The organism is Vibrio sp. McD22-P3, from assembly GCF_021568915.1.
Lineage (GTDB): Bacteria > Pseudomonadota > Gammaproteobacteria > Enterobacterales > Vibrionaceae > Vibrio > Vibrio mediterranei.
In genome coordinates this window covers 404,293-419,102 of sequence record NZ_JAKGTN010000001.1, presented here as the reverse complement: position 1 = coordinate 419,102, position 14,810 = coordinate 404,293, and the positions used below count along the sequence as shown (strand labels likewise).

The 14,810-nt window shown below is 45.5% G+C and carries 11 protein-coding genes; 6 read left to right on the top strand and 5 right to left on the bottom strand.

The genetic code is table 11. The annotated features are described in order from the left end of the window. Nucleotides 1-9: 9 nt before the first annotated feature. A complete protein-coding gene (locus tag L2W36_RS01880; protein ID WP_031495021.1) occupies nt 10-1,275 on the bottom strand; it encodes a GntP family permease in 1,266 nt (421 codons plus the stop codon). Nucleotides 1,276-1,435: 160 nt separating this feature from the next. Continuing rightward, on the bottom strand, nt 1,436-2,578 hold the full coding sequence (locus tag L2W36_RS01875; protein WP_107306340.1) for a sugar diacid recognition domain-containing protein: 1,143 nt from the start codon (nt 2,576-2,578) through the stop codon (nt 1,436-1,438). A gap of 93 nt (nt 2,579-2,671) precedes the next feature. On the opposite strand from L2W36_RS01875, the gene L2W36_RS01870 reads away from it, so the two are divergent. The 6 genes from L2W36_RS01870 to L2W36_RS01845 all read left to right on the top strand — a co-directional run bounded on the left by L2W36_RS01870 (nt 2,672) and on the right by L2W36_RS01845 (nt 8,724). Further along, nucleotides 2,672-3,043 carry a YacL family protein gene (locus tag L2W36_RS01870; protein WP_031494037.1) on the top strand — a complete coding sequence of 124 codons (372 nt, stop codon included), beginning with the start codon at nt 2,672-2,674 and terminating at the stop codon, nt 3,041-3,043. 207 nt (nt 3,044-3,250) lie between these two features. Next, nucleotides 3,251-3,589 (top strand): P-II family nitrogen regulator, encoded by a 339-nt coding sequence (locus L2W36_RS01865; RefSeq protein WP_038229080.1) that lies wholly within the window; start codon nt 3,251-3,253, stop codon nt 3,587-3,589. A gap of 18 nt (nt 3,590-3,607) precedes the next feature. Continuing rightward, entirely contained in the window at nt 3,608-4,837 is a 1,230-nt protein-coding gene (locus L2W36_RS01860) for an ammonium transporter (RefSeq protein WP_038229081.1), read from the top strand. Nucleotides 4,838-4,973: 136 nt separating this feature from the next. Next, nucleotides 4,974-5,984 (top strand): Fe(3+) ABC transporter substrate-binding protein, encoded by a 1,011-nt coding sequence (locus tag L2W36_RS01855; protein ID WP_038229082.1) that lies wholly within the window; start codon nt 4,974-4,976, stop codon nt 5,982-5,984. Between the two features lie 83 nt (nt 5,985-6,067). Beyond that, on the top strand, nt 6,068-7,693 hold the full coding sequence (locus L2W36_RS01850; RefSeq protein WP_236109187.1) for an ABC transporter permease: 1,626 nt from the start codon (nt 6,068-6,070) through the stop codon (nt 7,691-7,693). Continuing rightward, on the top strand, nt 7,693-8,724 hold the full coding sequence (locus L2W36_RS01845) for an ABC transporter ATP-binding protein (protein ID WP_236109186.1): 1,032 nt from the start codon (nt 7,693-7,695) through the stop codon (nt 8,722-8,724). The genes L2W36_RS01850 and L2W36_RS01845 overlap by 1 nt, the downstream gene beginning before the upstream one ends. 209 nt (nt 8,725-8,933) lie before the next feature. Here the strand turns inward: L2W36_RS01845 and L2W36_RS01840 are convergent, their stop codons facing one another. From L2W36_RS01840 to L2W36_RS01830, 3 genes are read right to left on the bottom strand one after another with little or no spacing between them, the layout of a single operon-like run. After that, entirely contained in the window at nt 8,934-10,346 is a 1,413-nt protein-coding gene (locus tag L2W36_RS01840; protein WP_236109185.1) for a phosphoglucomutase/phosphomannomutase family protein, read from the bottom strand. Nucleotides 10,347-10,406: 60 nt separating this feature from the next. Continuing rightward, nucleotides 10,407-12,812 carry a GH36-type glycosyl hydrolase domain-containing protein gene (locus L2W36_RS01835; protein ID WP_236109184.1) on the bottom strand — a complete coding sequence of 802 codons (2,406 nt, stop codon included), beginning with the start codon at nt 12,810-12,812 and terminating at the stop codon, nt 10,407-10,409. 21 nt (nt 12,813-12,833) lie between these two features. Then, nucleotides 12,834-14,804 (bottom strand): beta-N-acetylhexosaminidase, encoded by a 1,971-nt coding sequence (locus tag L2W36_RS01830; RefSeq protein WP_236109183.1) that lies wholly within the window; start codon nt 14,802-14,804, stop codon nt 12,834-12,836. Between the last annotated feature and the right edge of the window lie 6 nt (nt 14,805-14,810).

Here is a 14,810-nt window from a genome sequence, read left to right as displayed (position 1 = left end):
AATAGGACCTTATACAAATAGACCGAACACACCAAAGATCATTACAGAGACAAAGGCGATCACTAGACCAACCGCAGACTCGTAAGGAATGAGTTTGAGACGCTCGCGAATATCCATATGCACAGCGCCACCAGTGGCGTGGAAGAAACTACCGTGTGGCATGTGATCCAATACGGTAGCACCTGAGTGAATCATGGCTGCACCGGCTAATGCTGGAACGCCAAGCTCAAGAATTGTGGAACTAAACACACTAGACGCAACGGCGGTACCGGCTGTAGTAGAAGCGGTAGCAAGCGCCATCATTGCACCTGAAATTGGTGCCAATAGATAAGAAGGAAGGCCTGATGCAGTTAGGGAATCGATAAGCACATCTTTCAGACCAGAGTTAGCAATAATGCCAGCTAAGGTACCGGTACCTAATAACATAACTGCGACAGGTGCCATACGTGATAGACCGGAAACGGCAAAGTGGTTAGTGTCAGCAAAACGACCCATGACGACGGCACCAAGTAAACCACCTAATGGAAGCGCGATAAGCGGGTCTACGTTAATACCAGCAATTGGGCGAAGAGAAAGTAGAGCGATCGCCACAAGTGGAGCAACAATCGATGCGCCAAATGACGGTAGTCTAGAGTGATCAACAGCAACCACTTCGCTTTCTGCTACTTTAGAGCCTTTGTTGACGAGCTTTTTCGCGAGGAAGTAAGCGAAGATCATGCCGCAAAGTCCTGGAATCACACCTGCAGCCATCACCGAAGTTAGTGGAACGTTGAATGCGTCAGCTGCTGCAATTGAGTTTGGGTTAGGTGACATGACGTTACCGGCTTTACCGCCGCCAACCATCGCAAGCAAAATTGCTGTTTTAGAGATGTCCGCGCGGCGAGCAATGGCAAGAGCAATTGGAGAAACGGTAATAACTGCAACATCGACGAATACGCCAACGGCAGTCAGAATCATGGTGGCGATAGCCAGAGCAAGAAGGGCGCGAGTCTCACCGACTTTCTTAACGATGGTCTCTGCGATAGAGGTTGCCGCCCCTGATTCAATTAGAACGCCAGCAAGAACACCAGCAGCAAGAATACGCAATACCGCAGTAACAATGCCTTGCGCACCGCCAATCATTAGAGCAACCGTATCGGTTAATGACACGCCACCTACAACACCGCCGATCAGGGCACCGATGATCATGCCATAAGCTGGTGGAACTTTTTTAAGAATAAGGGCAATGGCAACAACAAGAGCTGCGAGTGCGCCTAAGGTAGAGACTTCAATCATGGTTTAGTTTTCCGCTAATTTAATAATTTTTTATTGGGTGTTTGCACCCTTTATGAGCGGAAGATTAGCTATTCAAGAGAGGATTTTCTTTATGCGAACTGACGAATTTATCATTGTGGTTAATAGGTAATTTGTGCAAATGCACAAATTAACGTAATGTTTACAAACATTTTAACGCAAGATAGAGCTGGATTTTGTCATCTAACTTATTGATATCTAAATTTGTTTCTTGTTGTATTTTGTCTAGGCGGTATCGCAAAGTGTTACGATGAATATGGAGGGATTCACAAGTTTGAGCCAGATCGCAATTTTGAGCAAAAAAGGTGCTCAGGGTTTTCAATAGGACCTGTTTGCTGTCGGCTGCCATTAATTTCTCGATGGGCGCTTTAAGCTGAGTAGCTCGCCATGGGTCTTGTTTGATACTGCTGACCAGTACCGAAAGTTTGCGATCTTGATAGAACATAACAGCATCATCATTACTGGTACTACTTTCTATCGTTGCTTTGGCCGTTTCATATGAGCGCGCAAGGCCGATTAGCCCCGGAAAATAATCACCAATCGCCATTTGAATCGAAAAGTCACACTCATTGTCGATGCGTTTTACCAGTTTAGCGACCCGCTTCTGTTCTTCTTTACGATTCCAAGTGTGATTAACAATAGTCACGGGCTTAAGAACCACGATCTCATTCATAGAAACTGAAGCAATACCGACTATATTGTCGCGTTCCGGGTGTTCCAATAGATGAACCAGTTTTTGTAAGTGTTCTAGTGTGACTGGTTCGCCTGCGCGTGGAATTACTTTAATAACAGTGGCGACTCTTGGCTGGGAAAGATCGAGGTCCAGCCTTTGGGCAATGGAGAGCAACTGGCCATCATTCAAGCTCGAGCCTTCGATAAGTTGTAGCAGCAGCTCTTCCCTATGACGTTTATTCCATTGGACCTGAGACATTAATGCCGCTTGTTCGACGATCAGCTCAGCCGTCATTTTAACCAGTTCACCGTAGCTTCTAACCTCTTCCGGAGTACCAGAAATACCCACTACGCCAATAACATGTTCGCTGTAAATAATAGGGAGGTTAATGCCAGTTTTTACACCGGAGAGGGTGGAGGCAACAGAGTCATTGATCTCAATCGTGCGGTTATCACGAATGGCCAACAGTGCACCTTCGTGTGTTTGATGCAGTCGACTAGGATCGCTTGAGCCAATGATCACGCCATTTTCATCCATAACGTTAATGGAGTAGGCAATGATCTTTTTTGCACGATCAACAATTTGCTTAGCAATGAGAGAGTTAAGTTGCATGGTATTGGCTCTTCTAAGGAATTGTTGTTGAGTATACCTGATTGCTAGTGATTCTGAGGTATAATCGGCGCGAGTTTACAGAGAGAAAAAGTGATGGAATTCGAGTTTATTAAAAACAGTTTCACTGGTGAATATCTAGTGAAGTGCGAAATGGGTCAAGAAGTGATCGCTAGATTACTTCAAGAAGAAGTTAGTACCGACGACCGCACCATCATGGAAATAAAAGCACTGCTATCGAAAGCGTCACAATTTTCTGGTAATGAACACAAATGGCAGGGCAAAGAGATTTCTTTGAGTATTCTCGAGTCTGAAGTCCATGTGTATGAAAATACGTTAGCTTTTGAGACGTTAACGGAGTCCGAAGAAGAGTTTTCACTGTATGAAAGTGAAAGCTACAGTGAGTGTGGTTTGGAGGATTTCTTGTCTGTTATCGAGCAGTGGGAGCGCTTTATACATAATCGCTAAGTGGATAATACGGTTATTTTGCACATTCTTAGTGCTAATAACATTTAACGCATTATTTTTGTGAATGCCTTGCACCAATAAAGTGCAAGGTATTTTCATTTTTATAACATATAAAACTCGAATCCTTATATTTCAATAGGTTAAAAAGTTGGCACGCACCTTGATTGCTGTTTTAAGCAACAGGGATAAAAAGGCGAAGGGGATGCCATGAAACTTATTAACGCAATCATTAAACCATTCAAGCTGGATGATGTAAGAGAAGCACTTGCAGATGTAGGCATTGAAGGGATGACTGTTTCTGAGGTCAAAGGATTTGGTCGTCAGAAAGGTCACACAGAATTATATCGCGGTGCAGAGTATCAAGTGGACTTTCTACCGAAAGTGAAGCTGGAAATTGCAACGCACGCAGACAACGTAGACCGAGTTATAGAAGCTATCACTAATGCGGCTCAAACCGGCAAGATTGGCGACGGAAAAATATTTGTGTACGACCTAGCCCAAGCAGTACGTATTCGTACGGGCGAAATGGATGCTGAAGCACTTTAAGGGATTGGAGAACATATTATGGAATTAGCAACAACAGTCAGCGAACTGCGTTATGCGCTAGACACTTTTTACTTTCTTATTTCAGGCGCGCTCGTAATGTGGATGGCGGCAGGCTTTGCCATGTTAGAGGCTGGCCTAGTTCGCTCAAAAAACACCACTGAAATCTTAACCAAAAACTTCTGTTTGTACGCTATCGCATGTACTTGTTATCTCATCGTGGGTTACAACATTATGTATGTGGACAATGGCGAAGGTGGCTGGCTACCATCGTTTGGTGCGCTAATCGGCACTCAAGGTGAAGGTGCAGACCACTCTCTAGAGTCGGACTTCTTCTTCCAAGTTGTTTTCGTAGCAACAGCAATGTCAGTGGTATCCGGTGCGGTTGCTGAGCGTATGAAGCTTTGGTCTTTCCTTATCTTCTCTGTCGTACTAACGGCATTTATTTATCCTATGGAAGGTTATTGGACTTGGGGTGGTGGTTTCCTATCAGAAGCAGGCTTTAGTGACTTTGCTGGCTCAGGTATCGTTCATATGGCGGGTGCAGCGGCTGCATTAGCTGGTGTTCTGTTGCTAGGTGCTCGTAAAGGCAAGTACGGCAAGAATGGTGAAATCTACCCAATTCCAGGTTCAAATATGCCTTTAGCTACTCTAGGTACGTTTATCCTATGGTTAGGCTGGTTCGGCTTCAACGGTGGCTCTCAATTAATGGTTTCAGATTTTGAGAACGCGACAGCAGTAGGTCAAATCTTCCTTAACACTAACGCAGCAGCGGCAGCGGGTGCTATTGCAGCAATGCTAGTGTGCAAAACAACGTGGGGTAAAGCTGACTTAACTATGATTCTCAATGGTGCGTTAGCGGGTCTTGTTGCTATCACTGCTGATCCTCTATCTCCTTCACCTGTATACTCAGTAGCTATTGGTGCAGTAGGCGGTGCGCTAGTCGTATTCAGCATCATTGGCCTAGACAAGCTTAAGATTGATGATCCAGTTGGTGCTATCTCTGTTCACGGTGTGTGTGGTTTCTTCGGCCTAATGGTAGTGCCACTGAGCAACGGCGATGCAACGTTTGGTGCTCAGCTTTTAGGCGCAGCAGTTATCTTCGGTTGGGTGTTCGCGGCAAGTCTTGCTGTCTGGGCAGTGCTGAAAGCGACAATCGGTATTCGTGTAACAGAAGAAGAAGAATTAGAGGGTATGGACATGCACGATTGTGGTGTAGGTGCTTATCCGGAGTTTGTTAGTGTTAAGTAATGTTTTGTTACAAACTTAATCAAAACCTGCCTTTTATGGCAGGTTTTTTTATATCAGATCATTGTTTTCAGAATTAATATGAATATAATAACGCAACTGATAAACGTTCTCATTATGAATTAAAGGAACTAAAACGATGAAAAAACTGCTAACTCTTTCAGCAATTGCAGCTAGCTTTGCAGCACCAGCGATGGCCGCTGAAGAAGTCAACGTTTACTCTTACCGCCAACCTTTCCTTGTTGAGCCTATGTTTAACGAGTTCACTAAAGAAACGGGCATTAAAGTAAACGTAAAGTTTGCTAAGAAAGGTCTGGCAGAAAAACTTCAGCAAGAGGGCGAATACAGCCCGGCTGACGTAGTGTTAACAACAGATATTAGCCGTCTAGCGGAATTGACTGACAAGGATGTAGTTCAAGCGGTAGATAGTGACGTAATCAACGCTAACGTTCCTGCTCAATATCGCGATAAAGAGAATGAGTGGTTTGCATTAACACTGCGTACTCGTAACGTATACTCTTCTCGTGACCGCGTAGGCAAACTAGGTAATGATTTTGATTATATCGACCTAGCAAACGCTGAGTACAAAGGCAAAATCTGTACTCGTAGCGGTAAGCACCCTTACAACGTATCTCTTGTGTCTTCTATGATTGCTCACCACGGTGAAGCGGAGACAAAAGAGTGGCTAGAAGGCGTAAAAGCTAACCTAGCCCGCAAACCACAAGGCAATGACCGCGCTCAAGTGAAAGCGATCAGCGAAGGCCTGTGTGACGTATCTCTAGGTAACAGCTACTACCTAGGTAAGATGGTTAATGACAAAGAGCAAAAAGCTTGGGCTGATGCGGTATACATTAACTTCCCGAACCAAAACACAACGGGTACTCACGTAAATATCAGTGGTATGGCGATGGCGAAATACTCGCCAAACAAAGACAACGCATTGAAGCTAATGGAGTTCTTAACAGGCGACAAAGCTCAGCAAATGTATGCAGAAGTTAACTATGAGTACCCGGTAAAAGAAGGCGTTAAGCGCTCTGAGCTTGTGGCGTCATGGGGTGATTTCAAAGCCGATAAAATCTCGCTTGATGAGATTGCTGAATATCACAGTGCTGCAATCAAATTGTTAGACGAAGTTAAGTTCGACCTATAATCGATAGAAAGGGGGTATAATACCCCCTTTGTTATTCTGGTTAAGAACTTCCGACTTCGTGTCGCCTGCTGTATGTTTAGGCAATGAAAGAAAAAAATGATGTTTGGAAAACCAGTAGTGGAGTACTTACTCTGCTACTGGTTTTGCCTATTTTAGCGATCTTCTATACTGCACTTGGTGAATCAAGTGATCTCTTCTCGCACCTTCTTGCGACGGTGATGCCCACCTACATCTTAAATACGGTCAAATTGGTCGCTGGTGTCTTGGTTCTCTCTTTGTTTCTGGGGGTTCCTAGTGCATGGTTGATGGCTATGTGCAAACTGCCAAGTGAAAAAGTGTTGCAGTGGGCCTTGGTGCTACCACTAGCCATGCCGGGGTATATCATTGGCTACATCTTTACTGATTGGTTTGACTTTGCTGGTCCCATCCAAATTTGGTTACGAGATGTATTTAGCTGGCAAGCAGGGGACTACTGGTTTCCTGATATTCGCACCGTTGGAGGTGCTACAGTTGTCTTGTCGCTAGTGCTGTACCCTTATGTCTATCTGCTGTGCCGTGCGGCATTTATGGAGCAGAACGTCTCACTGTTGCAATCGGCACGTTTGTTAAAGTGTTCTCCGTTGGCAAGCTTTTGGCGCATTTCATTACCACTCGCTAGACCATCTATCGCCGTTGGTTTGTCATTGGTGGCGATGGAGACCATAGGCGATTTTGGTACCGTGAGCTATTTTGCCGTGAGTACTTTAACCACGGCGGTCTACGACACTTGGTTGGGGTATTCTAATTTAAGTGCTGCTGCGAAGATCTCGGCCATGATGATGGTGGTGATCGTGTTGTTACTCGGCGCCGAGCGCTATAGTCGACGTAAGCAAAAGCTATTTCAAAGCCAATACAACAGTCACGAAGACTTTCGCTATGAGCTATCGGGCTGGAAAAAATGGTTAGCGCTGTTCTGGTGTTGGGGCCTAGTGTCGATTGCATTTATCTTGCCGCTTGGTCAGTTGATGATTTACGCCTACAAGTATTTTGCACAAAGCTGGACCGAAGAATTTCAGACCTATGCCATGAATAGCCTCAAAGTGTCATTGATGGCAGCGATTATTGGTGTCTTTGTTGCTATCGTCGTGAACTTCTATCGTAGGCTTGCACCAAATAGAAAAAGTGTGGTCTTTATGCGCGCTTCTTCGCTTGGCTATGCCGTACCGGGAACCGTCTTGGCAATTGGGGTTATGGTCACCGTGTTATTTATGGATCACAGCGTCAACGATTTTGCTAAATGGATGGATTGGCAACGCCCTGGATTGATTTTCTCTGGTTCCATTTTTGCACTTGTTTTTGCAATGGTGGTGCGCTTTTCTGCCGTTGCTATCGGTAGTATTGAAACCAGTTTAAGTAAGGTATCGCCGTCTCTTGATATGGCTTCACGCACTATGGGATGTAAGAAGAACCAAATGCTGCTTCGAGTGCATTTACCGCTTATTAAACGGGGCGTGTTGATCGCTGGTTTATTGGTGTTTATCGAATCCATGAAAGAACTAAATGCAGCCCTGTTATTGCGTCCTTTCAATTTCGAGACTCTGGCTACTTACGTGTACAACTTTGCTTCTGACGAGCACTTAGAACTTGCCGCGATGCCAGCGGTATTGTTAGTGTTGGTCGGCCTACTACCTCTTATTATTGTTAACCGTTCACTGGAGCAAAACCACTAATGACTACGGCTTTGTCTATCAAAAACCTATCTTGCCAATATGATGGTCAGACGATTTTAGAGTCCTTATCGCTTCAGGTTGAACAAGGTGAAATTGTTTGCTTGTTGGGCGCGAGTGGTTGCGGAAAGACCACGCTACTCAAAGCGGTGGCAGGCTTATTGCCTCTTTCTCAAGGTGTGATGACGCTTGGTGAGCGCGTGATCGACAATGGTGAAGTATGGCTAGCGCCAGAGCAGCGTAATATCGGTATGATCTTTCAAGATTATGCGCTATTTCCTCACTTAACCGTGGCTCAAAATGTAGCCTTTGGTCTAAAGGGAATGGCTAAGCAAGAACAAGATGTGATTGTCGAGGAGATGCTGACGTTGGTTCATTTGGATCAGTTTAGCGATCGTTATCCTCATCAGCTATCGGGCGGACAACAGCAGCGTGTCGCCATTGCTCGTAGTTTAGCTTATAAACCCGATCTACTTCTGCTTGATGAACCATTTTCTAATATCGATACACAAGTACGACATGAGCTGATTCGAGAGATCCGCAAGATTTTCAAAAAGCAGGGTGTAACAGCCATCTTTGTGACTCACAGTCGAGAAGAAGCGTTTGCGTTTGCCGATAAAATGGCGGTGATGAACCAAGGTGTGATTGAGCAGTACGGTACAGCATCAGAGCTGTATTTCTGTCCATCGAGCAAGTTCGTTGCTGACTTTTTAGGTGGCGGAAGCTATCTAGCCGCAACGTACTTGTCAGGCTCTACATTTAATACGGCCATTGGTCAGATAGAAGCATCGTCATGCACCTTGATTGATCAGGGAGCAAAATGCCAGTTGCTTGTTCGACCGCAGCACGTTCAGTTAAGGGCCTCAGATAGCAGCTCGATCGCTATTCTTGAGCAGCACTTCATGGGTGATCATTGTCGCTATGTGGTAGAAATTGAGGGTACTAAGGTATTGGGTACTTCGATGGAAGCCTTGGATGTCGGCCAGAACGTGGCTGTGAGCGTAGAGTCACAAGGTATTGTGGCTTTTGCCTAATTACTCAAGTGTAGTTCATTTGCTCTGCTCAAATACGCACGAGAGGTCACTCTCTTGCAATAAAGTGGCATCCCCAATGACTAGGTACAAAAAAGCCCGGCGACAGTCACCGGGCAAAATGTTCTTCACCTATAGGGAGCTTCTCACTATTTACTTGGATTGAAAGGTGACTCAACCCAATATACGGTAAGAAGACGCGGACGCAGAGACTATAAAGACAAGAAGTCTTTCATCTGCTGAAGAACATATTCTGCTTGCGCTTTATCTTCCATCTCACAAAAAATACGCAATAGTGGCTCGGTACCAGAAAAGCGAGCAATGACCCAACCACCGTTTTTGAAGTAAACTTTTGCTCCATCGGAGTAGCTGACTTTCTCTACCTCATAATCGAACTCAGGCAGAGACTTTTCGACATAAATCTTATGGTAAAGGCTGTCCTTTTGAGCCGGCTTGAAGGTGCAATCACCTTCTGCCGTGTAGGCATAACCGTATTTGCTATAGATCTCATCAAGTAGTTCAGAGAGCTTTTTGTTGGTGACACTAAGCATCTCCACCAATAAGCTAGAAGCAAACACGCCGTCCTTACCTTTGATATGGCCACGAATGGTTAAACCGCCGGAGCTTTCACCGCCGATTAATGAGTCGTCTGCCTCCATTTGGGCACTGATGTGCTTAAAGCCTACGGGAACCTCAAAGCTCTTTTCACCATAACTCTGTGCGATTTTATCGAGTAAGTGGGTTGTGGCGATGTTACGCACTACTGAGCCTTTCCAACCTTTGTATTCAAGAAGGTAGTAATAAAGCAGCATTAAGACTTCATTAGGGTGAATAAAATTACCTTTTTCATCAATAATCCCTAAGCGATCAGCGTCGCCATCAGTACCAATACCAATATCGTACCCTTCTGCTGCCACCAAGTGTTTCAGGCGATATAGGGTTGCAGCACTAGGGGATGGCATAAGCCCACCGAAATCAGGGTTCTTCCCATCGTTAATCACATCGACATCACAGCGACCGTTAATCAGTACAGTTTGTAGTGCATTTTTGGCTACGCCAAACATAGGGTCGATCAACACGCGTAGATTAGCTTTTTTAATGGATTCAATATCAATAAGCTCAATGATTGAATCGACAAACTCGTTCATTGGGTTTATTTCGATGATCTGTTGTTTGTCCACGGCGTGCTCGAAGTCGATAGATTTGACCTCCGCAGTAGTTAAGGTCGCGATTTGAGACTCTATCTTTTCAGTAATCACTTCATCGGCATCGCGACCACCTTCAATAAATACTTTAATGCCGTTGTAATCAGCAGGGTTGTGAGATGCGGTGATGCAAGCCGAGTAAGCGCAGTTCATGCTCTTGGCTTTAAACATAACGATAGGCGTTGGCACAAACTTATTGATGAAGTGCACTGGGATTTGGTTCGCGGCTAGCACTTCGGCAAACCAGCGGCCCGCTTTGTCCGATAAAAAACGTCGGTCATAGCCGATGATAAATCCTCGTTCTGCGACGTTTTCATCATTGATGATGTTAGCCAGCGCTTGCGCTACCAGTTTGACGTTATCACGAGTGAACTCTTCACCAATAAAAGCGCGCCACCCGCCTGTTCCAAATTTGATCATACATTGCTCCTTGAGAAGAGCCCCGCAGGGCTCATTATTATGGTCAACTCAGGCTTTTGATTAGCCGAGAACAACGTTGACTTGGTTAACGCTACCCGCAGGTTGTGCAGGAATAGCACCTTCAATATCGCCACCGTTTAAGGTGATACTTGTGACGCCTTTGCTGACATGGTTGGGGTTGGTAACTTTGATATGGTAAGTTGCGCCTTGCCATTCTCGAGTGACGTCAAACTCAGGCCAGCTTGTTGGAATGCATGGGTCAACGATAAGGCCGTCAAAGCTTAAGCGAACCCCAAGGATGTAATTAGTCGCGGCAAAGTAAGCCCATCCTGAGGTACCGGTTAACCATGGATGATTGGCGCGGCCATGATCCTGATGGTCACGTCCCATAATAAACTGCACATAGGAGTACGGTTCGGTAACTCGAGTTTCAATCATGTCGTTCTGGTTATACGGATTTAGAGCGTCATAGAACTTCATCGCTTGATCACCGCGTCCTAACTTAGCTTCGGCGACCCAAGCCCATGGATTAGGGTGAGAGAATATTGCCCCGTTCTCTTTTACTCCTTGGTAAACCCGAGTAACGAAGCCAATATCGTCGTTCGGAGTGGCGAAAGATGGTGCGTTGAGATGTAAGCCATAATCGGAGTAGAGATATTCATCGACCGCGTCCATGGCTTTCTTACCACGTTCTTCGGAGACAGCACCCGATACTACCGCCCAAGTGTTTGATTCTAAATGAACCTTGCCTTCAGTCTGTTCATTGGTTCCGACTTTATCGCCATTTTTGGTAATACCACGGATGTACCAACCACCATCCTCATCCCAAAGGTGAGTCTCGCAGGCATCTTGAACTTTTTTCGCCATCTGCCCATAGTGCGCCACATCGTCAAGTTGCCCCAATTTACGAGCTAAGTCGACAAACTCTTGCAGCGCCCAGTAGTGAAGGAATGCCACCATGGAGGATTCTCCTCCGCCTAAGTTGAGGCAGTCGTTCCAATCGGCACGCAGACCTTTTGCAATACCAGTAGCACCAACATGTTTGTCTGTGAAATCAAGCGCTGCCTTCATATGCTCATACACAGTAGCATCACCACCATCTGCGTAAGGTATGACGTCATTGAAGAAGTCCATTTCGCCAGTTTCCATCACATAGCGGCAGATAGTTGGCACTAACCATAGGTGGTCATCAGAACAGGTATCCGCGATACCGTGGATCTTATCTTCATCGCTAGGTGTTGGTACTACCGTCGGTGATTTAGAAGGTTTAACGTCGGCTTTCTCTGGATCGAACCAATCAGGATCGAACAGGTGCAAGCCATAACCAGCCTTAACTTGGCCACGAAGCAGATCGACAATGCGTTTTTTAGTCATTTCAGGAGCAGAGTGAGGGACGGCCATGGCGTCTTGAGCCGTATCTCGGTACCCCAAGCCAGTGCGACCTCCCACCTCGATAAATGAAGCAAAGCGAGACCAAACCACACAGGTTTCAGCTTGGTACAGAGTCCAAGTATTCAACATGGTATCTAAGCCTTCATTCGGAGAGCTGACTTGGAATTTCGCGCAGCGTGTCTCCCAGTGAGCCTTGATGGCCTCAAAGGCACTATCCACTTCAGATAGGTTTTGATATTTATCGCGAAGTCTGGCCCCGTTGCCCTTGCCAATACCTAGAATGTAAGCGAAACGAACCTCTTCTCCTGGCTGAATAGTGAATTGTTTATGCAGGGAACCGCAATGGTTATAACAGGTTTGCGTATGATTCGAACAACGTCCTTGTTCAACGGCAATAGGGTTCGATTCATCTCGGTAAGCACCAAGGAAATTATCTCTTTGACCATCGTAGCTATCGGGTTCAAAGGTTGATGCTAGATAGTAGAAGCCTTCAAAATCGTTGGTGTTGTAGAACAAGTCATACTCAATCACACCATCGTTATAATCGGTGCCTGCTGAGTAAAGTGACATCTGGTGGTTTTGGTTATCAGAGGCGATATGACTGAATGAGAACTCAACAAAAGAAAAGGCACTGATAGTGCGAGGCTTATTACTGGTATTACGAATGACAACATCCCAAATCTCAGCATCTTCACCCTTAGGAACAAACAAGGTTTTGGTTGCCTCTATTCCCGCATAGTCACATTTAAATTTCGAGTAAGAAAGACCGTGACGAACCTCATATTGAGCCTCGTCGAGACTCTTTGCTACAGGCTGCCAAGAGATAGACCAGTAGTCTCCGGTTTCATCATCGCGTAGGTACACATAGTGCCCTGGGCGGTCAAAGCTTGCATTGGGTCTGAATTTGGTGACTCGATTGTATTCCGGTGAGTTGTAGAACGAGTAGCCACCGGCATTATGAGAAATCACAGTACAGAATTTTTCAGTACCAAGGTAATTGGTCCATGGCGCAGGAGCATCGGGACGAGTGATGACGTATTCACGATTCTCGTTGTCAAAATAGCCGTATTGCATGTCTATATCCTTATGGGGAAATTAAATTTTATCGTTGTTATTGTTGTTCGTCTGGAGATGCGCGTTTTCAGTTTCCTCGATCTGAGTCCAAGGATCGCGATATTGAACACCTTGGCGTTGCAACAAGCTAAGGTGGGCTTTCAGTCTTGCTAAAAATGCGCTGTAGTTTTTTCGATTCTCTGGACACCAAGCGGTCTCTGCTAGAGCGAGTAGTCGGGGGAATATCATGTAATCTAGGCGTTGCTGGTGGCTGACTATTTCAGTCCACAGCGCAGCTTGCATGCCTAGTATCCGTTTTTTGATTGGGTCATCGGAGCTCAGCTCAGAGAGAGGTTCATATAGGTAAGCTTGTTCCAGTGTGATGACGTTTGCCCAATCAACACCAGGCTCTGTTGGGCAGTGATCTTGTGCCATATCCAGATAGGTGGTTTGACCCGGCTGCAGTACGACGTCATAGCCGAGTTTGGCGCAGTTAATAGCAGCTTCTTCGCTTAGCCACGAGTATATGACTGTGTCTTTGCTAACTTTGTGTCCAAAGTGTGCTTCTTCCCAGCCCAGCATGCGTTTACCCAGAGACTTCAGTTTGTCTTCAGCGTAACGAAGTAAATGACCCTGCAGCTCTTTAGAGCTACTGTAGCCGTGAGTCTCCATTAAAGCTTGGCAACTTGGGCTTTTCTCCCAAACACCCACAGGTACTTCATCTGCACCAATATGAACGTAAGGAGCAGGGAACAGCTCGCTAATCTCTTCCAAGACGATATCAAGGAAGCGATATGTGCCATCGATACCTGGCGACAACGTATTGTCGTTGTAATGTTGGACACTGCGGTAGATAGAGCGGTCATTAGGATCAACCAGCATATTTGGCAATGACTTGATGGCGGCACGGCAGTGACCTGGAATATCGATTTCGGGAATCACTTGGATGCCGCGTTGTGCTGCAAATGCTACGACGTCCTTAATCTCTTCCTGGCTATAAAATCCGCCATAACGCTGATTGATATGATGGAACTGAGCATCAAGGGTTTCATTTGGGCCTCGCCAAGCGCCAATCTCAGTAAGCTCAGGTAGCGCTTTTATTTCAACACGCCACCCTTCATCGTCCGTTAAATGCCAATGGAAGGTATTCAATTTATAATGAGCAAACAGGTTGATAAGGCGTTTGATGTCTTCAACCGGTTGGAAGCTACGCGCACTGTCTATCATCATTCCACGATAAGCAAAACGAGGTTTATCATGTATTTGGCAGAAAGGAATGTAGAGAGTATGGCGCGCCACATCAAAATCCATCAATTGAATTAAGGTCGCTGCACCATAGATAAAGCCAGACTGACTGGTTGATTCAATGACCACACCGTTATCATTTACGATCAGCTTATATTCTTCAGGATCCAGTACTGGTGAATGCCTAAAATGAATATCTTGCTGACCAATAGACTTGGATTCGATACTGAACAAGCGAGTTACTTCTTCGGCTAACCAATTGGCAGCAGATTGAAACTCACCATTGTCGACGGTTATCTGACTATAACGAGTTAGCTCATAGACACCACTATTAAAGTTAGCTGACATCGGCTCTGGAATAAGCTTATGTCTTGCTGCTTTGACGCTAGGTACTTCAGTTGGTTGGTCGATCGCTTCTTTCAACACAATAGGTGACACAGATACGGTGCATTGCGTACCGGAATCTGTGGTTAGGTACGCTTCTTTTATACCATCAGAGAGCAGTTTGAATGGTGATGTAGAAATAGCAAACTCTACGTAGCAGTGGTTGTTGGCATAAAGTGGCGTGTTGTTTATCGATAAAGAGCAGAGACTGCCTACTTGCTTCAGCGTTCCATGAGATAAACTGGTTTTCTCAATATGCCTGTCGAAAGCAAAATTGAGTTGCCAATTAGCCACGCTTTTTTCAGAGAGATTGTGCAGTGTAAGCCCAAAACGGCTGCCTTTGGGTAAGATTTCAATCACTGCTAAGTCGATACGAAAGTCCATAGATAT